The organism is Fusibacter ferrireducens (genome assembly GCF_015352425.1).
In the GTDB taxonomy this organism is placed as follows: domain Bacteria; phylum Bacillota; class Clostridia; order Peptostreptococcales; family Acidaminobacteraceae; genus Fusibacter_A; species Fusibacter_A ferrireducens.
Genome location: NZ_JADKNH010000022.1, coordinates 18,354 through 41,159 on the forward strand (window position 1 = coordinate 18,354; position 22,806 = coordinate 41,159).

21 protein-coding genes are annotated in these 22,806 nt (G+C 37.3%); 4 read left to right on the plus strand and 17 right to left on the minus strand.

All coding sequences use genetic code 11. The features are described from left to right. Positions 1–5: 5 nt before the first annotated feature. The 3 genes from ISU02_RS22545 to ISU02_RS22555 all read right to left on the minus strand — a co-directional run bounded on the left by ISU02_RS22545 (position 6) and on the right by ISU02_RS22555 (position 1,763). The gene (locus ISU02_RS22545; protein WP_194704120.1) at positions 6–350 is read right to left on the minus strand and encodes a hypothetical protein; all 345 of its coding nucleotides are present in this window, start codon (positions 348–350) and stop codon (positions 6–8) included. 127 nt (positions 351–477) lie between these two features. Next, entirely contained in the window at positions 478–1,071 is a 594-nt protein-coding gene (locus tag ISU02_RS22550) for a TetR/AcrR family transcriptional regulator (RefSeq protein WP_194704121.1), read from the minus strand. A 125-nt stretch (positions 1,072–1,196) separates the two neighbouring features. After that, on the minus strand, positions 1,197–1,763 hold the full coding sequence (locus tag ISU02_RS22555; protein WP_194704122.1) for a hypothetical protein: 567 nt from the start codon (positions 1,761–1,763) through the stop codon (positions 1,197–1,199). 192 nt (positions 1,764–1,955) lie between these two features. Between ISU02_RS22555 and ISU02_RS22560 the strand changes: the two genes are divergently transcribed. Both ISU02_RS22560 and ISU02_RS22565 read left to right on the plus strand, forming a co-directional pair. Then, positions 1,956–2,228, plus strand: a complete 273-nt coding sequence (locus ISU02_RS22560) for a hypothetical protein (protein ID WP_194704123.1) — start codon at positions 1,956–1,958, stop codon at positions 2,226–2,228. 99 nt (positions 2,229–2,327) lie between these two features. After that, the gene (locus ISU02_RS22565; RefSeq protein WP_194704124.1) at positions 2,328–3,089 is read left to right on the plus strand and encodes an RluA family pseudouridine synthase; all 762 of its coding nucleotides are present in this window, start codon (positions 2,328–2,330) and stop codon (positions 3,087–3,089) included. A gap of 104 nt (positions 3,090–3,193) precedes the next feature. Here ISU02_RS22565 and ISU02_RS22570 read toward each other — a convergent pair whose 3' ends face one another. From ISU02_RS22570 to ISU02_RS22595, 6 genes are all read right to left on the minus strand, one after another. Then, complete coding sequence (locus tag ISU02_RS22570; protein WP_194704125.1) at positions 3,194–4,219, minus strand: branched-chain amino acid aminotransferase; 1,026 nt, start codon at positions 4,217–4,219, stop codon at positions 3,194–3,196. Between the two features lie 93 nt (positions 4,220–4,312). Further along, on the minus strand, positions 4,313–5,197 hold the full coding sequence (locus ISU02_RS22575; RefSeq protein WP_194704126.1) for an MBL fold metallo-hydrolase: 885 nt from the start codon (positions 5,195–5,197) through the stop codon (positions 4,313–4,315). A 101-nt stretch (positions 5,198–5,298) separates the two neighbouring features. After that, positions 5,299–6,438: a murein hydrolase activator EnvC family protein gene (locus ISU02_RS22580; protein ID WP_194704127.1), complete on the minus strand. Its 1,140-nt coding sequence runs from the start codon at positions 6,436–6,438 to the stop codon at positions 5,299–5,301. 10 nt (positions 6,439–6,448) lie between these two features. Then, positions 6,449–7,891 carry a M23 family metallopeptidase gene (locus ISU02_RS22585; RefSeq protein ID WP_194704128.1) on the minus strand — a complete coding sequence of 481 codons (1,443 nt, stop codon included), beginning with the start codon at positions 7,889–7,891 and terminating at the stop codon, positions 6,449–6,451. Positions 7,892–7,931: 40 nt separating this feature from the next. Beyond that, a complete protein-coding gene (locus ISU02_RS22590) occupies positions 7,932–9,509 on the minus strand; it encodes a M23/M56 family metallopeptidase (RefSeq protein ID WP_194704129.1) in 1,578 nt (525 codons plus the stop codon). A 12-nt stretch (positions 9,510–9,521) separates the two neighbouring features. Further along, on the minus strand, positions 9,522–9,890 hold the full coding sequence (locus ISU02_RS22595) for a BlaI/MecI/CopY family transcriptional regulator (RefSeq protein WP_194704130.1): 369 nt from the start codon (positions 9,888–9,890) through the stop codon (positions 9,522–9,524). Positions 9,891–10,138: 248 nt separating this feature from the next. On the opposite strand from ISU02_RS22595, the gene ISU02_RS22600 reads away from it, so the two are divergent. Next, positions 10,139–11,209, plus strand: a complete 1,071-nt coding sequence (locus ISU02_RS22600; protein ID WP_194704131.1) for an NAD(P)H-dependent flavin oxidoreductase — start codon at positions 10,139–10,141, stop codon at positions 11,207–11,209. A gap of 177 nt (positions 11,210–11,386) precedes the next feature. On the opposite strand, the gene ISU02_RS22605 is transcribed toward ISU02_RS22600, so the two are convergent. Both ISU02_RS22605 and ISU02_RS22610 read right to left on the minus strand, forming a co-directional pair. Continuing rightward, the gene (locus tag ISU02_RS22605) at positions 11,387–12,427 is read right to left on the minus strand and encodes a galactose ABC transporter substrate-binding protein (RefSeq protein WP_194704132.1); all 1,041 of its coding nucleotides are present in this window, start codon (positions 12,425–12,427) and stop codon (positions 11,387–11,389) included. 98 nt (positions 12,428–12,525) lie between these two features. After that, positions 12,526–13,536 (minus strand): LacI family DNA-binding transcriptional regulator, encoded by a 1,011-nt coding sequence (locus ISU02_RS22610; RefSeq protein WP_194704133.1) that lies wholly within the window; start codon positions 13,534–13,536, stop codon positions 12,526–12,528. Between the two features lie 267 nt (positions 13,537–13,803). On the opposite strand from ISU02_RS22610, the gene ISU02_RS22615 reads away from it, so the two are divergent. Further along, a complete protein-coding gene (locus ISU02_RS22615; RefSeq protein WP_194704134.1) occupies positions 13,804–14,532 on the plus strand; it encodes an NAD-dependent protein deacylase in 729 nt (242 codons plus the stop codon). Between the two features lie 146 nt (positions 14,533–14,678). Here ISU02_RS22615 and ISU02_RS22620 read toward each other — a convergent pair whose 3' ends face one another. The 6 genes from ISU02_RS22620 to ISU02_RS22645 form a co-directional block, all read right to left on the minus strand. Next, positions 14,679–15,083, minus strand: a complete 405-nt coding sequence (locus tag ISU02_RS22620) for a hypothetical protein (RefSeq protein WP_194704135.1) — start codon at positions 15,081–15,083, stop codon at positions 14,679–14,681. Between the two features lie 72 nt (positions 15,084–15,155). Then, on the minus strand, positions 15,156–15,974 hold the full coding sequence (locus ISU02_RS22625; protein WP_194704136.1) for a response regulator: 819 nt from the start codon (positions 15,972–15,974) through the stop codon (positions 15,156–15,158). Positions 15,975–16,051: 77 nt separating this feature from the next. Beyond that, a complete protein-coding gene (argC, locus tag ISU02_RS22630; RefSeq protein WP_194704137.1) occupies positions 16,052–16,969 on the minus strand; it encodes an N-acetyl-gamma-glutamyl-phosphate reductase in 918 nt (305 codons plus the stop codon). Positions 16,970–17,036: 67 nt separating this feature from the next. After that, positions 17,037–18,248, minus strand: coding sequence for a hypothetical protein (locus ISU02_RS22635; protein WP_194704138.1), 1,212 nt, complete (start codon positions 18,246–18,248; stop codon positions 17,037–17,039). Between the two features lie 111 nt (positions 18,249–18,359). Beyond that, entirely contained in the window at positions 18,360–21,215 is a 2,856-nt protein-coding gene (locus tag ISU02_RS22640) for a bifunctional diguanylate cyclase/phosphodiesterase (RefSeq protein WP_194704139.1), read from the minus strand. A gap of 291 nt (positions 21,216–21,506) precedes the next feature. After that, positions 21,507–22,688, minus strand: a complete 1,182-nt coding sequence (locus ISU02_RS22645; RefSeq protein ID WP_194704140.1) for an aminotransferase-like domain-containing protein — start codon at positions 22,686–22,688, stop codon at positions 21,507–21,509. Positions 22,689–22,806 lie beyond the last annotated feature (118 nt).

A 22,806-nucleotide genomic window follows, 5' to 3' on the forward strand; every position in this document is an offset into this window, starting at 1 on the left:
CTTTTCTATGAAACTAACGGCATGATCTTTATGGATGGATTTTGTTTCATCAACCATTGATAAGTATCATCAGTTGCCACGATAGAGCTTGCATTTTCTTTAGCTGCTATCTTGAGCACTTTACTGGTAACCAACTCTTCAAGTGTTTGTGAAGGCTCAATGGCTGAAACTAAATCTATCATATAAACTCTTTTAGCACCTACGATCATTGCAGTATTGGATAATAGGAAAGCATCATCATTTGAAAAATTTATAGCGACGATTTCAGTATTCACTTGCCTCTCCATCCACTCCAACATTAAGGTACTATTGGCGTCTTCACTATAAACGACGATTACTTTTTCTTTCACCACAATCACTCCTCTCATCAATAGGATTATTTTTAAGTAATTATACATTAACTTTAATATTCATGCAACTCTTTTCACAAAAAAACACCTATTTCTTTTTCAAAATAAGTGACTCTCCATATCATAACTACCGCTGCATGGATTGTATCAACATCGCCTTTGATCGAAGTAAAAAAGATTTGACATCTCTATTTTCAATTAAGCGTGTCTTATTCACTGCAATCTCAATCACACCATGAAGCGCTCCCCAAATGATAAGAGCCTGCTGATAGGGATCAATATCATCGCGCAAATGCCCTTCCTGAATGCCTTTATCAATCAGTTCAGGTAAAGGTATGCCTTTGGCATATGCCTCTATACGCGCTATTTTCTCCAAGACAAGTGGATCTTCTTGCTCATATACTTTGCGTGTCACCATCAAGTTCGCCAAAAAAGGACTCTCTTCGAAAAACTCTATATAGCAGTCCATGAGCGTGTTGATTTGATCAAGGGCACTCATAGAGGCATCTATGGTGAGGTATTTGGATTCAAATTTCTTAAAGGATTCACAGACTAAATCAAAATAGAGTTCATCCTTGCTTCTATAATACTTATACACTGTTCTCTTGGTCAAATCGCATTGTTGCGCCAAATAGTCCATTGAGGTCTGATTAAATCCATGCTCCTCAAAACAAGTCTTTGCAACTTTTAAGATGTGTGCCTTTCTTTTGGTTTTATCCATTAACATATCCCCTAGTTCGTTTAATATATCCCCTAATTCATTATAAAAGCGTATGCTCAGTCCGCTACGCTACCTTCGCAACCCCCGTGCAAATGCAATCCTATCGGAGTGGGCGTCTAGCTCCATTATACCTTTATATCTAACAATTGTCCTTGAAAATTCTGTTTTTGTTCATTGTATTTGGGTTTATTTTGAGTCGTTGTATGTGTTACCCCGCCAGAAGTGTACATCCTACCACACTCTGGGCAAATCGCTTTGAAAGTTCGGACACTTTGTGAGACAACTTCTCTATCTTCACTTTGAGCCTTGGCCTTTTCATTGGCAACATGCTCACCTTCATGAGTAGCCACAGCGGCTTCAGATGCCTCGGGAGAGATATTAGTGGGTGTTTTAAAGGAGACGCTCGGATCATTGGAACCATCCACATAGGTTCTGGATTGACAGGATTCGCACTCTAAAATACCCATTTGCTTTAAAACTTTTTCACCATAAATCGCTTTGAGCTTATCTATCCGATTCTCAGGATCTATAATTTTACCTTCCTTTATATTGCCGATACGTTGAACCACATCTCCGGGCATAATTTTTTGATCTTTTTTATCAAATTTAACTTCCCTTTCCGATACAGATGCATTATAATGGTTAAGGTTGTTCATGGCGTTTTTAATTGGGTTATTCACTGAGTTACTCATAAAAAGCACCTCCTCAATCTTAACTTATACCCGATTTAAGTTTTTATATTCAATACTTTTTTTGATATTTTCTATTGCATTGTTCGCTCAATGTGGTATAATAAATCTAATAAATATTTATACAACTCAATGCATAAAAATTCACTTTCAATTATTAATGTTGTCCTGAGAGACAAGAATAGGAGGAAAGCAATGAAAAATTACTTATTACTCGAAGATGGTACTTATTTTATGGCTGACGGAGGCCAAACAGAATCAAATGTATTCGGCGAACTCGTTGTGATGAATCATCAAGTCGGCATCAAATGCAAATCCACCGGTACAATTTTGAAAACAACGCTATCGGAAACTGAAACTCAAATTATTGAGCAAAAATTAGCCAACCACTCTGGATTTTTAGGGAAATTCGTTGTGGATGAACTTCCGATGGACTATCACATTTACGATCTTAAAACAGCATTTTAGGTTAAGTAGACCACGCCATTACATTTGTAATGGCTTTTTTCTTTTTATATAATGATCTAGAAAATATATCCTACAAGAATAAGAAATAGAGGCTAAAAAATGAATCGTTACAATTCCCCAAAATCCAATTTACCCAAACAAAAAAATCTCATACCTGAGATTATATACGAAGATAAAAAATTACTTGCAGTGATTAAGCCTCAAAATCTGCCCGTTCAACCAGATCGCAACTCTACAGTTTCTCTATTAACACTTCTTGAGGATTACTTTGAGTTCAGTCGTGGCATTGAAGAGCCCTTTATCGGTCTCGTTCACCGACTAGATCGTCACACGGGTGGCCTTTGTATCTTTGCTAAAACACCTGCCAGTTTAAAAAAATTGAATAGATGTTTCGCTGAACATCAGGTTGAAAAACGCTATTTAACAGTGGTCTCTGATCCAAGTAACAATTTAGACAGTGCTGGAACGCTCACACATTATTTGACGATCGATCCAAAGTGTAATTTTGTAGCAGCCTCTAAAACGGCTTCCCAAGGCGCATTAAAAGCCACTCTACACTATAAAAAAATCGTCCATATAGACAGTGCCTATGGCCCATTATGTTTACTTGAAATCACACTGGAAACAGGGCGTCAACATCAGATTCGCGTCCAGCTTTCTTCAATGGGATACCCTGTTATGGGCGATGCCAAATATGGCATATGTCCTCTTAAAAATGAATCTCTTGCGCTATGGGCATATTATTTGGAAATCAACACATACTCTTTTATATCTATGCCTAAACCGGATAATCCTTATTTTAAAATATTTGAAGCATTTTTACATGAAGAAACGTTCAAAAAGTTGCTTTCCAAAGATTAAAGTGCATAAGCATTATCATTTTGAAGGCCATTTAGCCCTAACCGTCCATTGATTTTGTCTTTTTACTAAAAAATCCGTACAAGTGTACGGATTTTTTTAATAGATTATTTCACTTTTACAATCCAACCTTCAGGCGCTTCAATATCACCAAATTGAATGCCCACGAGCGTATCATAAAGTTTTTTAGTAACTGGCCCCACTTCTGTTTCACTATGGAATACATGGAGTTTGTCTTTGTAATCAATACCACCAATTGGTGTAATGACTGCTGCTGTACCACAAGCACCTGCTTCAGCAAATTCATCAATCTTATCAATTTCACAGTCTCTTTCTTCCACTGGCATTTTTAAGTAGTTCTCAGCAAGATACATTAGAGAATATTTTGTGATACTTGGCAAAATCGAAGGTGATTTAGGTGTCACAAACTTATTGTCTTTAGTGATTCCAAAGAAGTTTGCCGCGCCGACTTCTTCAATCTTAGAATGCGTCATTGGATCAAGATAGATACAATCTGCAAAGCCTCTGTCAACTGCTTCTTTATGTGGTAACATGCTTCCTGCATAATTACCGCCTACTTTAGCAGCGCCTGTACCATAAGGTGCCGCTCTATCCATATCTGCAATGGTGAAATTAACAGGTGCCATGCCTCCTTTAAAATAAGGTCCCACTGGCAAACAGAATACACCAAAAATAAACTCTGGTGCTGGTTTTACCCCTATATTATGACCTACGCCAATCACATATGGTCTAAGATATAACGTCGCACCTGTACCATAAGGCGGCACATAGTCCATATTTGCTTTAACAACTTTGATACATGCATCAATAAATTTTTCAACTGGAACTTCTGGCATCAATACACGTCTACAACTTCTATTCATACGTTTCGCATTTTCATCTGGTCTAAAGAGTTGAATCTCTCCAGTCGAAGTCGAATACGCCTTCAAGCCTTCAAAACACTGTTGACCATAATGAAGTGCTGTGGAAGCTTCACTGATGGATATCATGTTATCCTCAGTTAACTTACCGTCATCCCATGCCCCATCTTTCCACACAGAAATATAACGAAAATCTGTTTTCATGTACTCAAAGCCTAATTTACTCCAATCAATCTTTACATTTTTGCTCATCTTCCAAGCTCCTTTCGTTTTTTATAAAATCGATCTTGGAAAAGGTTACCCATCCTTATTATATATTATTCATATTCACTTTGACAATAAGTTTTATAAGGGTTTATAGACCATAACACCTTGTTCAATCTTAATCTGAATGCGTTCTTCTTGCTCCAAATAGGACAAAATAGCGCGTATGGTCCTTTCAGCAACAAAGTATTTGAATATATTCTTTCTTATATTATAGACTTTATTGAGCTCATACATGATTTCATCAAACTGACTTACCTTTTGAATCAACAGTGCCACTTCCTCTATTTTTTGATGAAAATATTTAACATTACTTTCTATTGTCTGTCCTAGAGTGGCGATCACAGGTCCATGACCTAGAACATAGGTATGATAATCAAGTCTCTTAAGTAGATTCAATGTTTCAAAATGCCATTCGATATTTGTAACTACTGGAAATTTAACTTTCTCTAACACATTCATATGAATGAGACTATCTCCAACAAAACAAACACCATCTGGTGTTACAATCCCTTTCTGATTGAAAGTATGTCCTTTAAGGCCAATACATTCAAACCGAATCCCGCAAAACTCAAATGAGGTTTCATTCTCACCTATTAAATGATCAATATTGAATGTACCATGCCCATAGACGGATAACCCACCCACCACAGACGTGGAAAATGACATATAATATCTCGAAATGTCTTCACAAAAAATATGATCTACATAAGGCATTGCGATTTGGCAATGGTATATTTCTTGCAGTTTAAAATTAGCACCCACATGATCAATGTGCCCATGAGTATTGATGATACCAACCACGGTTAGATTATTCGACTGAAAATACTGACACAAATCCAACGCTTCATGAATGTGCCCGGTATCTATCAAGATTACCTCTTTTTCGTTTAAAAAAAAGATACCCACATTTGCAAATTGCGTTGTGAGTACCGATGTTTGCTTCGTTAAATTTTCTATCTGCATTTGGCCCTCGTCATCTCTTTATTTTATCTCATTTTAAAGAGTATAGCATAATCTTCCAAGGCTTAGAAGGGCAGTGACGCGATTTATAACATTTATAATACTTATTCCATCTTTACATATGTTAGTGGATCGCAATATTCGCCATTGATTCTAATCTCAAAGTGCAGGCAGGGTTTTATCGTGCTGCCGCTGGCGCCTGATTTCGAAATCATATCACCTTTTTTAACAACATCGCCCACTTGAATGTTTAGCTTATCATTATAACCATATAGAGTCGTATATCCACCGCCATGATCTATAATGACAACTTTTCCATACCCGCCATACCAATTCGCATAAATTACAGTGCCTGACTGAGCCGCAACAACATTACTATTTCTTTCACATAAAATATCAATGCCCGTATGCATAACTTCTTCTTTAGAAATTGGATGAAGTTGCTTGCCAAATTGCGAGAAAATCGTATGATGATTGGGAATAGGCCATGTCATTTCTCCTCCTATATAAGCTTCTGATGTGTCCATATTTTTTATGACTTGAGTCAATTGATTCGCTTCATTCAAGAATTCGGATTCTAGTCGCATAAGCGCTTTTTCATCATTTTCTAAATGCGCTTTATATTGTTTCATAGCCTCTAATTCAACCTCTAGATCAGCCTGTTTTTCGACTTTATTTGAAGACAGTTTTTTATACACTTCCCTTTGTGTTTCAAGCTCAAGGCATTTAGAATTTATGAGCGCTCTGCTCTCTTCCATGAATTGAATCAATTCTTGGTCATACTGGAGTATTTTTTGTATCATATCTATCCTTGTCAGGAAGTCTACAAAATCTTCAGCACCTAATAATACATCTATATAGCCGATTACATCAGTCTTGTACATCGCTCTCAATCGACTGTTTAAAGTTTCATTTTTATACTCAATTTCGGCTTTAATTTGTAAAAGTTCTTGCCCTTTAGACTCAATTTCTCGCTCGCAAGCACCAATCAAACCCTCTAATTGAGCAAGCTCTTTTTCAATTGTTTTGATTTTTGCATTTGTTTCACTTATGCGATTACTTGCTTGATTTTGAAGATTCTTATTCTGATCTATGCTCTGATCCATAGCTTCAATTTGCGCCTTTACCTTCTCCAGTTCACGTACTCTGATTTTTACATCGTCATCATCGCACCAAGCCGTATGACTCAACATTATACTTATACTGAATAACAACAGTATTATTTGCTTTCTATTTTGTTTCATCACACAATCCCTACGATCCATTAAAGGTGACATAATCTCTAGGATTTTGAGGGACACCGTTTTTATGCACTTCAAAGTGCAAGTGCGGCGCCTGACTTCGACCAGTATTGCCACTTAAAGATATCACCTGTCCCTTGTAGACCTGATCTCCTTTTCTAACCAGAAGTTTGTTATTATGCGCATAGAGCGTTGAAATATTGCCACCGTGGTCAATAATAATGTAATTGCCATATGAACTACTATAAGCCGCATAAGTGACCGTGCCGCCATCAGCCGCTTTTACCTCTGTATTTTCTGGAACACCTATGTCTATGCCTTCATGTCTTCTGCCCCATCTCCAGCCAAACTCAGAAGAAACACTCCCTCTTGATGTGGGTTTTGAAAGAATGCCACTGCCCATCTTAGGCGGTGGGTCCTTGGTGCCCTGATAGACGACTTTGTTCACGGGTTCAGAGATGACCGATTCACTTATGATTTCACGTTTGACCTCAAGGCCATTTTTCTTTACGATTTCAGCAGTAACCGCCTTCTCACCCAATTCTCCTTTGGTTTTCGTCTTCAATTCTTCTTTATACAAATCTGCTGAGGGCTCATAGACCGTCTCAAAAGGCATCTCAGTACTATAATCAGAATGCTCCACTGTATAAACCGTAATCAACGATTTAGGCACAGTTAAGTTGATTTTTTGTCCAATTTGAAGCAATTCAGGTTTGATCTCTGGATTGGCATTTTCAAGATCTGATGGATTTATCCCATAATAATTTGCAATGATCCAATAGTTTTCACCCTTTTGAATCACATGAGTTTTATTCTCTTTAAATCCATTTGCGACGTAGGCCATCGCTTCATCTATAGTATCATAACCATTAAATCCAGCAATGTCGATATTGTTTTTGGAAACCTCTATCGTCTCACCAAAATAGACTTCAAGTACCGCTTCAGGGGTTGCGCTGATGTATTTCTCTTTTAACGACTCCAGCAAGCAATATGCTTCGTCTTCTGTCTTAAACGACGCGACAATACGGCCATTAGCTGTAATCTCATAGGCGGGCACATCCGTAAAGCTCAATCCTTCCAATTTGGGCCTCTCCAACAAAGGCTTTGGTTTACTAACGGTTATGGCAACTGAATTGGCCACTATATCTTGCTTCAATGCACTCGTTTGATTTGCAACACTCAACACTTCAGATTGCAGGCCCAAAGCATATACAAAAGCAAAACTGCCTCCTGCCAAAATGACACCCACTGCTAGGCTTGAAAACACAAGTGATTTATAACGACAGAACCATTGCCGATACCTATTTATCCGTTTCTTTTTTTTCACCTGAATCAGCAATAATTGTATGGGATAAAATAGTATTGCCAAAAACAAAATCATATAATACCGTATCCCATTTCGCTTTGTCTCTATCCCATTTTGCTTTGTCTTTTTTTTTCGCCTTTTACGCTTCATTTCTAACCCCTCTAGGATGTCCTAAATATATGTCTCTACACTAATCCTGCGCATTTATATAGGTCAATGGATCTTGTACTTCTCCAGATTGAGTGACTTCAAAATGCAAATGCGGTCCAGTTGACTTTCCAGTACTGCCTACTTCTGCTATCTTCTGTCCCATTGCCACAAAATCGCCTGATTTTACGAACAGTTTGCTACAATGTGCATACGCCGTTGAATATACATCATCATGTTTTATTCTAATAGTGTAACCAAAATCGTCATGCCACTCTGAGTATACGACCTCACCACTGCCAGCAGCTAAAATCTCCGTGCCCCTTTGAGCCGCAATATCTATACCAGAGTGTACAAATGCCTCTTTAGTTATTGGATGTTGTCTCTCCCCAAAAGGCGCCGTCACGATGTTATGGTCTGGCAAAGGCCAGCTCAAAGTGATATTCGAGTTGCTTTCATCGAGTGGTGTCGATGCTGAATCTTGCTTTGCCACATCTGCCATTTCTGCCGTTTGCTCACCCTGAGCTGAAATTAGAGTCTCTTGAACAGGTATTTGAACCTCGTTCTCCTTTAAAGCGTTTTTACCTATAGTACTCATGCCCTCATAGGCCACAGCACTGGATATCGGTATTATAAACAAAGCAATACTTAACGCAACACCTAAAGATAAAAATTGAATGCCCTTTTTAGGCTTTTTGTAGTCTAGAATTTTCGATAATCGCTCTTTTAGATTTTTAGCGTTTTCATTAAAAGCAGAATAGACAACACCTGACATTTCCATCTTTCTGTCTAGCATCCCGATGATGGTTGCAGCATACTTTTTACGTTTACCATAACCGATTTTTTCTACAAGCTCTTCATCACAAGCCAGTTCACAAAGTCTATTCACATCTTTTCTCAACAACATACACAGTGGATTGAACCAATGAATAATACTCACGCAAATCAACAGGGCCTTAATCCACAAATGGCTTCTTTTTAAATGAATGCATTCGTGCGAAAACACAAGCTCTAGCTCACTTTTCTGCATGGTTCCTTCGGGCAATATAATACGTGGTTTAAGGAGCCCCACCAAGATCGGCGTGCTCAGTGTTTTGTGCTCTAAAATCTCTACGTGTCTTCTGATGCCAATTTCCCGCTTGCATGAATTCAATACCTCTTGAAGCAAATGCTCTTCAACAAGACGACTGCTCTTAACAAGTCTTTTAAACGCTCTGTAACGTTTTAAATTTATGGCTGAAAATACGAGCACACCACCGACCCAAATATATTTTATGCAGGCGACAAGGTTTTCAAGCAATGCCTTATAAACTGAGTTCTGAGTGTTTGGAGCCGATAACACATCCAGTGACGCCATGCCGCTCTCTAAAGCATGATCCTCTCCAATCTGAAAGATGATCTTCTCAGAGTATGTCCTGAGACCTGATAAATCAATATCTGAAGTATTCCAGACCAGCGAAGTAGGCATTAAAAGCACCAAGAGTATCATGCAAGTCATATATAAATGCCAAGTTGAATCAAAAAATTTCTCAGTAATAGGACGAAGTAAATACGTCACCGTATAGACAATCGCACCTACCACAGACATGATCCATATTGTGTTCACCAATGTTTGTAACATAAAACACCTCTCCTACTTTTGAGATAGCCATTTTTTGAGCTCTTCAAGCTCTTCACGGCTGATTTCATCATCATCGCACAACGCCACCATAAAGCTTTTTATGGACCCACCATGTATCGTTGAAAGAAAACTTTTAGATTCAAATTTTTTATATTCCCTTTCGGTGACAATGGCAAAATAATAATTCTTCTTTCCACGCTTTTCATGGGATAATAGACCTTTTTCTGTCAATCTAGATAAAAATGTCAACAAGGTTGTGATTTTAATATCTCTTTTACTGGGCATTTGCTCTATAATATCTGATGAAGCCAGCGGTTCATCAGATGCCCAAATAATTTGCATCACTTCCATCTCAGCTTCAGAGATTTTTGAAAATTTCATTTTGATCACCCTTTTCATTATTCTACACGTTGTAGTAGTTATATTCTACACACAGTAGAACATATTGTCAATGCTTTTCATTTTCTATTTTTTTGAATACTGTCAGTATATTTATAAATTTTTTATAGCATTTTTATAGCATTTTCATACAAGCGTTGAAATCGCTTTATTATCTGATGTATCATAGCCATAGAATATGATTTTAATTATTGTAGCTTGACTGCATTTTCATTATACAAGGAGGAAAAATGAAGTTGCCAACTTTAGATATTGGAAGTTTAAAAATAAAATATCCCATCGTTCTAGGTGCCATGGGCGTCGGTGTTACAAGGTCTGGACTCGCCGCTGCAGTGACAAATGCTGGCGGCCTTGGTGTTATGTCAGGGGTCAATCTTGGTTTTGATGAACTTGATTTTATGGACAATACACTTGAGGCCAATTTACGCGCTTTAAGGAATGAAATTCGAAAGGCAAAAGAAATGACCAAAGGCGGTGCTATTGGCATCAATTTCATGGTAGCTATGAATATGTATGCCGAACATGTGCGTGAAGCTGTCAAAGAAGGCATTGACTTTATCGTTTCAGGTGCAGGTATTCCTTCGGAACTACCGGCACTCGTCAAAGGTTCAAGTACGAAAATTGCACCTATCATTTCATCTTCTAAAGGTGCGCGCTTAATTGCAAAATTATGGGATAGAAATCACAACATAGCACCCGATGCAGTTGTCCTTGAAGGCGTTAAAGCCGGTGGTCATCTAGGGTTCAGCAAGGATGACATCATCAATGAAAATTATGATATCTTTAAGACGATTTCTGAGATCAAATTTATCCTCAAGCCTTATGAAGAAAAATATCAAAAGAAGATTCCGTTGATTGTAGCTGGTGGAATCTATTCAGGTGAAGATATCGCCAATGTCTTAAAAGCCGGTGGCGATGGTGTACAAATGGCAACGCGCTTTGTGGCTACGGAAGAATGTGATGCACATGAACGCTATAAACAAGCTTATATCGACGCTGTGAAAGACGATGTCAAAATTATTATTTCACCTGTTGGGCTCCCTGGAAGAGCTGTACAAAATCCATTTTTAAAAAAAGTCAATGCACATAATCCCCCTAAAATAAAGAAATGTGTGAACTGTCTTAAAACATGTGATATTAAGACGACACCGTTTTGCATTTCCCAAGCACTTGTCAATGCCGTTTCAGGGAATATCGATGAAGGCCTTATTTTCTCAGGTGAAAATGTCTACAAAGTTAAAGAGATGAGTACGGTGCCTGAAATTTTTAAAGATTTGCTGACCGAACTTGAAAAGTTATAGTATATAATCCCATTTATATAGATTTAGCTCACAAAAAAAGTTGACACAGATTCATATGTCAACTTTTTTTGCGCTATAAATTCAAGAGCATCGTATCTTATGGGCTTAGACCCTATAAGCGCACTTAAACTTTGTGCTTTTGACGTGTTCTTTTGACCCAAACATAACAGTTGTGTCCTATTTATAAGCTTCTGCTGCAAACTTAATGTTATCAATTGTAACTGCCACATAGGGCACACGGATCGCTTTATTTTCATCAAATTTCCAGTTTGTTCCATCCAATGGTTCTCTACCCATTGCAACATTATAAGTCAATTCAAAAGTAGCTTTTCCTTGATTTTTAGCATCATTTAACACGGTTCCCGCCATTTTGCCAGCCTTGATTTGCTCTAGAGCATCTGGAAGGGCATCTACACCAAATACAGGCATGTACTGTCCCTGATCAAAATAGCCATGAGCCGTTAACGATTCAATCGCACCCAGTGCCATATTGTCGTTGTTACTAATAACGAGTTCAATTGCATCACCATGTTTAGCAATCCAGTCTTCCATCATGGATTTGCCTTTCTCACTCTCCCACCTACCTGCTTTAAGCTCTAGTGCTTCAAGCATGAGCCCTTTATTGGCCATTGCTTCTAAAGCATATTGAGTTCTAGCTTCCGCATCTGGATGTCCTTGCTCCCCTTTTAAAAGCACATATTGGACAATACCATCAAAATTTTTATCCCAGAATGGATTATCATGCCACATTTTAGCCATCATTTCGCCTTGAATGATACCCGCTTCAGCAGATGTCGTACCAACATACCAAGCTTTATCATAGCTTGATAATGCAGACGCTTCAGGCTCTTTGTTGAAAAAGACAACTGGGAGATCTGCGGCTCTAGCCTTCTCGATGATGGTTGATGCAGATTGCGTATCGACTAAGTTGATGGCCAAAGCTTTGACACCATTGGCAATCATAGTATCCACTTGATCATTTTGCATCGTTTGAGAACTTTGAGAGTCTTTCATTTCAATTGTGGCGCTATTGTGATTACTTGCTTCAATCGCTTTTCTTACAAAAGACATAAATGTATCATCGTATTTGTAAAGGATAACGCCAATTACCGGTTTTTCCTCTCCGGATGCAGATTTAGCACCACAAGCGGTTAAAACACACGCTGATGCGACTACCATCATCACCATGATTAATAAAATCTTTGCTCGTCTTTTCATCTTAATGATCTCCTAAAATTATTTTGTGTTCGTCACAATTTTAGATTCGTATTTTTCTATAAAACTGTCCTATTTTATGAAACCGTCACAATTATTATCTAAATGCTCCGACAACTTGCCCTCATGCACAATTCCGTCGGGACAACCACTTTTTTTGAAATGACTCTCTTCTTTAAAATCCTTTCAAGCAAAAGTTCAACTGCCGTTTCTCCCATAAATTCCTTATGCACTCTAACCGAGGTCAATGGCGGTGCTGTGAATTTGGACGTTGGAATATCGTTAAATCCGATAACACTCATGTTTTCTGGCACTTTTAATCCCATTTCATGAGCAGCTCTTAAGACGCCAATTGCCATGGAATCATTTGCAACCAAAAATGCCGTTGGCAAATTTCCCGATTGCTTAATCGCTTTTTTCATCAACTCATATCCAGATTCCGCCAGAAAATCACCAATGTAAATTTGATCTTCATCCAGTGCTTCGTGACTTTTCATATAATCTCTAAATACCGCTTCACGTCGCTCTCCAAGGGCAATTTTTTCGTGTCCAATGTATTCTCGACCACCTATGTAGCCAATTTTTCTATGTCCATTCTCCCAAAGGTAATTCAGTGCACCAACGACTGCTTTTTCAAAATCAATGATGACGCTGTCAAATTGTTCTTCCATAGGAGAAGAATCCACAAACACGATATTGGAAGATACTTCCGCCAATTTTTTTATTTGAGACTCTGTAAATTTGCCAATTGCAATAAAACCATCCATCCGATCAAGACTGCCGAAATCATACTCATCCGGTCTAAAGATCTTTATAATATCAATATTCGTTCCATAACACGTCTTCTCAATTCCAAGTCGTATTGACATATAATATGGATCATCCAGTTCTTGGCTCATTGTGTACCAGTGTACGAGCCCAATTCTGAGCTTCTTTTGAGTCTTCTTGATATTGCGTTTTCTAGGCGGCATATAATCCATAGATTCTGCAATTTCAAATATCAATTGACGCTTTTCATCTGATACTGACAGGGTATTATCGTAGTTCAACACCCTTGACACTGTAGCAGAGGAAACGTTGGCCTTCTCAGCAATATCTTTGATCGTTGCCATATTTGTACTCCCTTTCCCATATATAATCAATAAACAAAATTATTTAGTGAATATTTACTTAATAAAAGAATCTTATGCGTTCTTTTATTTATCAAGTTCCCTTACTATTTTACCTGTTTTAAACCAAAAAGTCATATTCTTTCAACATTGTTTTTCATAGATGAACTTATTTTAAACGCATCCATCCAAGATAAAGGGCATGTGCATTGCATCTTCACATTTAAAGTCATATACTTATAGATAGAAAATTACCAATAAGGAGGGCCTATGTCTATAGATACATTAAAAAAACTCATTCATGAAAGTAAAAATATCGTTCTCTTCGGCGGTGCCGGTACTTCCACAGAGAGTAATGTCCTCGATTTCAGATCGGAAAATGGTCTATACTCGTTGAAAAAATACGATGTTTCTCCAGAAGAAATCTTAAGCCACGATTACTTTTACAAACATCCAGATCGATTTTATGCATTTCTCAAAGAATATCTTCTGCTTCCAAACATCAAACCGCACAAAGGTCATTTTGCAACCGTCGCGCTTGAAGCTATGGGATTGAGTACCATTATCACACAGAATATAGATGGCCTACACCAAGCGGCAGGTTCATCTAATGTCATCGAATTGCACGGATCAGTCCATAGACACTATTGTACTAAATGTCACGCATTTTATGATATGAACTGGATTCTCAATACACGAGAAGATACGATCAAATGCCCTCTATGTGAGGGACTCGTCAAACCAGATGTCGTTTTATACGGAGAACCTTTGGATCAAGAGGTAATGTCTAAAACCGTAAAGGCAATTCAAGAATCTGATCTGTTAATTGTCGCAGGGACATCGCTTGTGGTCTATCCTGCTGCAAGTTTTTTAAGATACTATAAGGGTAAAAATCTCGTTTTAATCAACAAGACAGAAACGCCCTATGATCACACCGCAAGTCTAGTCCTTCGGGAAAGTTATGGCGATGTCTTTGACCAACTCATCCATCCCTTTTAAAAGTTTGGATGCTCACGTGTCAGAAATTGGCTAATCACATGCCTTTAACGCATTTAAACCCTATATATTTAACATAAGTAAATCCAGATGAGGCAAACCTTTGGCTTGACCTCTTCTGGATTTTTAAAATTTTCTCTATTGCATTTTCACGAATATTTACATTTTACAGAGTACACCATTTGAAGCGCTATTTCCATTCCAATAATAATTGCAATTTCAGCTTGTAGCGAAAAAGAAAAGGCAATTGATACGAGTAACAAAAGAAAATAGATTACAAATTGCTGTTTTAACAAACATATTAAACCCAAGCTCCCCAATAAAAATTCAACAAAATAGCGCCAAATAGAACTCAAAAAAGACACTATAGACGGACTCCCCTTGAGATCTTTAAAATTTTGGGCCAAATACCCTATTTTATATTGACTCAATAGAGTCTTTGTATCAGAACCATTTATTGTGATGAGCAACATTATGATTGTTGTCGTCACAATGATGACAAGCCTTAAATAAGATAGTGTAATCAATAAATCTTCAATGGTTTTTTTAGCCATGCCTACTCCCATTTCTTTTTTATTTATTATAACAATTGTAACAGAAAAATATCTATAATCACACTTTCAAATTTAATCTGTTTGCATTATTTTTTCAAGTTGTTTCAGAATTTCTTGCTTGTTTTCACCATCATGTGGAAATGTCACAAAATTATTAACCAAGCCAAACCCTCTCAAACTCACATAATCACGCTTGATCTCTTGAAAAACATTCTGTAGTTTCTGATCTACAACCAAAACCTGTTCATGTCCACAAAAAGGAAAAAAGCTAACAAACGAATAAACGCCAAATTGGAACATAACATCGGTTTCCCAGTATTCTGTTTTAAATTTTTGAATAATAATTGACCCTTCATTATGACCTAATTTTTCATCTTTCACTGAATGATCCTCAGGTTGAATTGAACTTAAACAAATACTCACCTCATAACGCCCTTTCTGAGCCTTTCTGATTTCACTTGTCAAGAAAGACTGCAAGTCCATGACGATCTGCTCTGGTTGGTCTACTTTCACATTGGACACAGCCTTAGCTTGTAAATGCTTCATAATGCGTTCTATCAAGAAATCATCTTCACTGGATTTGAGTATATAATCTTTAGCACCCAATCTAAGACCGCTGGCCAAATTACTTCTCGTCACTGTGCTGGTATAAATAATAAGTGGCGTAAAAGGATGCAACTCTAAATATTTTTCAAACCATATAACAACTGATTCATTATCAAAATTAAGATCTGCCAGAATTAGATCAAATTCACCTTGAGTCCCATTGAGAGCACGATTGAGTTGCAGTATAGAACCCGCTTCAAAAGTTTCCACTTGGAAGCGCTTTACAATACTTTTGACTTTAGATCGGATATATTGAGCTTCATCATACAATAAGATTTGATACATGCGAACACCCCATTATTTCTTATGTCCTTTCCCCATTTATATCCAATTTATCAAATTGTAAACGCCTCAAATATATGTTATAAGCCCATATCCTCTGGAAATCCAAATCTCAGATTTAGCGATTGTATCACTGCACCTGAAGCGCCTTTACCCAAATTATCAATTCTCACTGCAATTTGAAAGTTCTCATCCGTCCCATTGATAAAAATTTCAAATTGGTTGGTTTCCGACGTTTCTCCATGAAGGTATTTCTGAGTACTATTGGGTTCATGAACAACTGCAAATACGGATTCTTTATAATAATCAACATAAGTGTTGTAGATCTCCGTCAAAGAGATCTTATGTGCAAAGTTACTTTGATGAAACGGTATGCTGAGCAAAATACCACGAGGGTAATTACACAAGATCGGCAAAAAGGTAGGTCTAATTTCAAGTGCTCCAAATTTCATGATTTCAGGAATATGCTTATGCATTTGTCCCAGTGCATAATGTTGAGCACTAATTGGTTTTTTTGTATTTTTATACATTTTGATCAGTTCTTTTCCACCACCTGTATAGCCAGTATGTGAGATCAAAGTCAATGGCATCATCTTGTTTAGGAGTGCCTTTGATTGCAATGGAAACAACGCCAATAACGCTGCCGATGCATGGCATCCAGGATTGGCAATTCTAAAAGACTCCGAAATAAGCGCCTTTTGATTGACATTCATCTCTGGCAAACCATATGTCCATTCAGAATGCGTTCTATGCGCAGTACTCGTGTCCACTACGATTACTTTCTGACTCTCGAGCAAGCTTAAAGCTTCAATACTAGCTTCTTCAGGAAGACAGAGAACTACTGCATCAGAAGCATTCATTAATGTCTTGCGTCGATTTGAATCTCTTCTTTCCTCATAATCAATCTCAACCAGAGCAAGCATGGGATGCTTCGCTATATAACGTTTAATTTCTAAACCTGTTGTCCCATGTTGTCCGTCTACAAATATATTTTTCACCACATTAACCTCCAAAACAAAACGGCATTATTATGCATTTCTTTACATAATAATACCGTTACTCTTTTTAGATGTCAAGGCTCATTTCAGAGATGTAGGTCTTAAAAAGTTTGATTGTATCCGGTAAAAGCAATACCTTTTGCGAACGCTTTACTTCTCTTTCTATTTTTTTGTATTGCCTTCTGGTCAAAGGCGCATAAGCAATCAATTTTTTATAAAAATCGCGTGATAAGTATGCTCTATAATTTAAGCTGGAAAAGGCAATCATCATCAAAATACAATTGCGATAAATAGAGGCCCATTTTTTTTGAGGCAATCTCTGAATCATTTTTTCATTAAATGACAGTGTTTTTAAAATCAATGGATCTAATTTATAATGTCCCATCAATTGGCTGAAAATCGTTTGATGCCTATGGGTTTGATCTTCGACCATATCTTGGAAATCATCACATAATTGAAGCACAATGCCATATTGCATATAGAAAAGCATCTGGGCTTCTGTCAACTTTCCACAAACGATGCAGGCATCTGCCAATACAGAGGTCCCGCCCTTCTCAAAAGTATATTCCAAAATAGAGGTTTCATAGGGTATCGAAAGACAATGCTGTCTTTGACTCATCAGTTGCGCATGGTGTATCCCCAGCATGCTTTCATATACCATTGGATGGTCATCCCTCTCATACTCGGATTCCACCATTGCAATCAGCTTAAACAAGTCCTGTTCATAGGGGTTTAAAGCATCATCTGAATTACTCTGAAGGCCCGCGAGACGTTTCCCAAATCGAGTCATAATTTCTTTTTTATAAGACAGGTCCATATCCGTATCATCTAATAAATTATCCGTGTACGGGTAAAGCATACTATATCCAAAGGCACTGCTGCTCAATTTAGAGGGTTTGCCTTCTAACTGCTGAATCAAATTGATGATCCAGACATTTCTCATGGCTTGACCTATATCTTCAATATTCATCTCGCTATTGAAAGCTTTTGCCTGTTCATAAAAATCTATAGTAGCTTGTATCATTTCCTTATTAAAGAGCAGCGCCACATTGGATGTATCTAAAATTTTGCTTTCATCCATATAATCTTTAATCATCTGATCAAAAGCTTTTTGATCATAAGGCTGTTTTAGCAACGCCATGATAGAGGTAATCAACGACATGATCAATTTATACTCCCTTTGTTGCTCTTTAGCAGTAAACCGTTTGCCCTCTATTGTGGAACTGACTTTGAGATGATGCCACTCATTGATTAATTCTTTTAAAGCCCTATTATACATTGTCTTCACCCTTTATTTTTTCTCTATCTTAAAATAACATTTTCATATTAAAATTAGGTTAAAACATAGAGAGACTCTTATTCTATATCGGTTAGAATAAGAGTCTCTATTTTATAGTCGATCTTGCTTTAAAAACTCAATACAATGTTCAAAATCCAGTGGCTTCGAAAAAAGGAATCCCTGTGCTTCATCGCAACCCCGTTCTCGAAGATGCTCTAATTGTTCAACGTTTTCAACGCCTTCTGCAATGACCCTGAGATTTAGATTATTTGCAAGTGCAATAACTGCATTTGTAATTTCTCCACCTGCTTTATCATGGAGCTCTGAAATAAATGAGCGATCAATTTTAAGTCTATTTATTGCAAGATTCTTAAGATAGGATAACGATGAATAACCCGTTCCAAAATCATCTATTGATATTTGTACCCCTAGCGCTTCTAAAGCATCAAAAGTCGTGCGTACTTTTTCAAAGTCATTGATAAAGAGTCCTTCTGTAACCTCGAAAGTGATTTGTTTATCTTTAACAGGATATTTATCAAACAGGATTCTCGTCTCTTCAACAAGATCATGTTGCATCAGTTGAATCACAGAAATATTAATGGCCATTTCTATGTGCCCAAACCCAGCAGCTTCAAACCTGCCTAGTGCTTTGAGAGCCTCTTCTAGCACCCAACTGCCAATCTTTACAATCAGCTTAGATTGCTCTGCGAGTTTGATAAAAACAGTTGGTGAAACATGTCCAAATTTTTTGGATCGCCATCTTAAAAGAACTTCAACACCTGCTATTTTGTTGGTTTCAATTTCAACAATGGGTTGAAAATTTAAACTCAGTTCATTATTTTCAATAGCTTGATTGAGTTCGTGAATCATCTCAATTCGATTGCGCGCACTGTAATTCATTGCTTCATTATAGTATTCACTACCCCCACGGTTAGTCTCTTTAGCGTGATTCATCGCAATGTTGGCATATTTAAAAAGATCCAAGGTATCGCTTGTATCATGTGGAAATGTACTTATACCAATTGAAGCGCTTAAAGTGACATCGTGCATTCTAATGCTAAATGTCTTTTTGAATAGAGCGCTAATCTCCTCTACTTTTAAAATGAGTTCATTGAGATCTTTGCCTTTAAACAGAATTGCAAATTCATCTCCACCAATCCTAAAGAGTAGCTCATGACTCTGTGCAACTTGGTCTAACTTAGTCGCCAATGCCTGAATGATCTCATCACCTACTTTAAAAGTATAGGCATCATTAATTTTTCTAAACTCATCCAGCCCTATAATAATAAGTGATGCAAAGGTTTGATCGTGATCCAAACTTAAATCTTTTAACATATTTAAAAGTGCTTTTTTATTGAGCAAATCTGTTTGAGAGTCAAAGTTTTCAAGATAGTCAATAATACGATCTTTTTTAATGCGCTCATCAATTTCATTTTTAAGAAGTTCATTCTGTACTTTCAACCTTGAAAGTGAATCTTGAATTTCATGTTGCATGTCTTCAAAGGCACTTGCCAATTTACCAATCTCGTCTTCAGAATGAATATCGAAGTCAACTTGATAATTATTGGCCTTCATCTGTTTAACTTTTTGAGTTAATGCGTTGAGTTTTGATGTCATTCTGGTATTATATAGAGTAATAAAGACCACTAGGAATCCTAGAATTACAACACCTATACCAACTTGCTGTCTAATGGCGATATCTTGGTCATTCTTAATCTGATTCTCCGAATTAATATACATTTTATAAATTTCATCCCTTGGCACTAAAAAAGCAAGCGTCCATGCCTCATCGTAGAACCCTGATTGGGGTGTCCACGATACAAACGAGTTCATCTTTTTGTGGATAAAAAGATACGTTTCTCCATTTAAATCTATTTCCTTGATCTCATTGGTTTCTAGAAATTTAAGATTTCGGACGGATTCCATTGTGCTATCTTGAATATATCTACCAAAGCTCTTAAACCCTGTACCTGATGCACTGGAATTTGTATCCTCTACCACAGCTTTAAGGCCTAATACAGAAGCGCCTTTTTCATTTATGGCAAAAATATTGCCATCAGATTGTATGAGCATTGCAAAACCACTATTGCTGATTTTAATGGATTCAACTTGCTCAATAACGGATTCAATCGTGATATCATAAACCACATGTCCTTTAAAAGTTTGAGTCTTTCGATCCCATATGGGGTGAGTAAGGCTCAAAACAATACCATCCGTTATACCATCTTGGATGGGATGTGAAACTCTAATCAAATTAGGATTTCCAATCCCCTTTTCAAGCATCCTTTCAGTCCAATCCTCTATCAATCCAGGATTAAAAACATCCCATATTGGCCGATCATATATTTCTGGATAGATATCATAAACACTGTGTCCAATATCAGCCCACGGTGCCATTCGAGTGTAATCTTCATCTTCTCCACCGGTGTAATAAACTTGCATTTTATCCTTACCATGCTTATAAAATGCAGGCATAATCAAATCAAAGATAGCGGTTTTATCAATGGCACTTTGTACATCCGGCTTGATCTCACCATTATCATCATAGAGGCAGCTGCCAAGAAATACAGTTGTAGGTTCATCAGAAGTATTCTGCCCCCATTTACCATTAAAGATAATCTGATCTTTAAAATATGGGTCTTCCTTAATCACGGATAAAACCCTCGCTAGATCCTCTTCTTTATCAAATACTTCTTGGAAAATTTGACCCAATATTTGAATTTCTTCCATATAACCATTATAGTTTTCCTCTATCCTCAAACTAATCTCGTTGATATAGTTTGTATAGTATTCATCGATCAAATAATAAAGCTCTCGATCCATCGTTCCCAAGGTCTTATCCGTGAGCTTTGCAACAGATGCGTTGGTATAGAGTATCATGGATAACATACCCAAAATGATGAATACAATTGTGATCATAGTAATTCTAAAATTTAAGCTGTATCGATATTTTTTTAACAACTTCATCACATCACCAATCCCATATTTTCTTTGATTATACCCATGTATATAACTTTTATAACGGATAAAGAAGTATTAAAATTTTGCCTTTTGAAAATACCAATCTCTAGGCAATTGAAACTTAAAAAGGTATGAGATAACCGCTCAAAAGAATTCCGCACGAAAAAACCGACCTCCAATGAGTTAGATTATTAAACATAACTCATTGGAGTCGGTTCATAAAAGGTATCACATTTCATAAAATACTTCTGATTTAATTTTAAATCAAATACGGAGATTGCCAGATGGCATTCTGATTTATAGTTCTTCTTTCAATAACGCACCTAATCTGATGATGCCCTCTACAATTTTGTCGTCAGGCATGTTGGAGTAATTTACTCTCATTGTGTTTTCATGGCCTCCATTAGGGAAAAATGATCCACCGGGTACAAATGCAACTTTGCGCGCTACGGCTTTTTCCATAAGCACTTTTGCATCAATCTGCTCTGGTAATTCAATCCAAGCAAATAATCCGCCCTGAGGTACTTCGTAATGAGCTTGCCTTGGAAAGTGATCGGCCATTGTAGAAATCATAAGATCCCTTCTATGCTTGTAGACTTTTTTAATCTTTTCTATATGCGCATCAAGATCATAGTCCTCTAAAAACACATCAAGTTCTCTTTGACTTATTGAACTCGACTGTAAATCTGCACTTTGTTTAACAGTAATATACTTGGAAAGCAGCGTTTCACTCGCACATACCCAGCCAATTCTCAATCCAGGTGAAAACGTTTTCGAAAAAGTGCCCAAGTAGACCACTCTACCTTCTGTATCCAGCGACTTAACTGCTGGCTGTGACTCTCCCTCAAATCTCAATTCACCATATGGATTATCTTCAATGATTACAAGGTTGTACTTATTCGCTATTTCAACAAGTGCTTTTCTTCTTTCGAGCGACCATGTTCTCCCTGATGGGTTTTGAAAATCAGGAATCACATAAATATACTTGACGTTTTCTGTTTGATTAATTATGGATTCAAGATGTGACATGATCATGCCATCAGAATCTGTATCGATTTCTTTAAACTGACACTCATATGCCTTAAAAGCATTGATAGCACCCAAATAACTAGGACTTTCGCAGAGTACGTAATCGTTCGGATTTATGAAAACTTTTCCTGTAAAGTCAAGCCCTTGTTGGGAACCGCTGGTGATTAAAATATCTTCTTTTTGAGCATGAACACCTTGTTTTGCCATCCTCATTGCAATCTTTTCTCTCAGTGGATCGTAACCCTCAGTAGGACTGTACTGAAGTGCATCCTTTCCCATAGTTTCAAGTACTTTAAGCGTTACTGCCTTCATCTCTTCAATTGGGAATAATTCAGGCGCAGGCAATCCACCTGCAAATGAAATAATCTCAGGTTGCTGAGTTAGTTTTAAAATCTCCCTAATTTCTGATGCTTTAGCTTTTTTTACTCGTTCTGAAAAAAGATGTTCCATAATAACCTCCATTCCGCCGCTACCGCTGGCGGCACAAATAGTAATGAAAAAATGGTGTGCGGTTTTCACCATTCTGATATTATTAGACTAAGGAGAAGATTACACTACAAAGCACGGT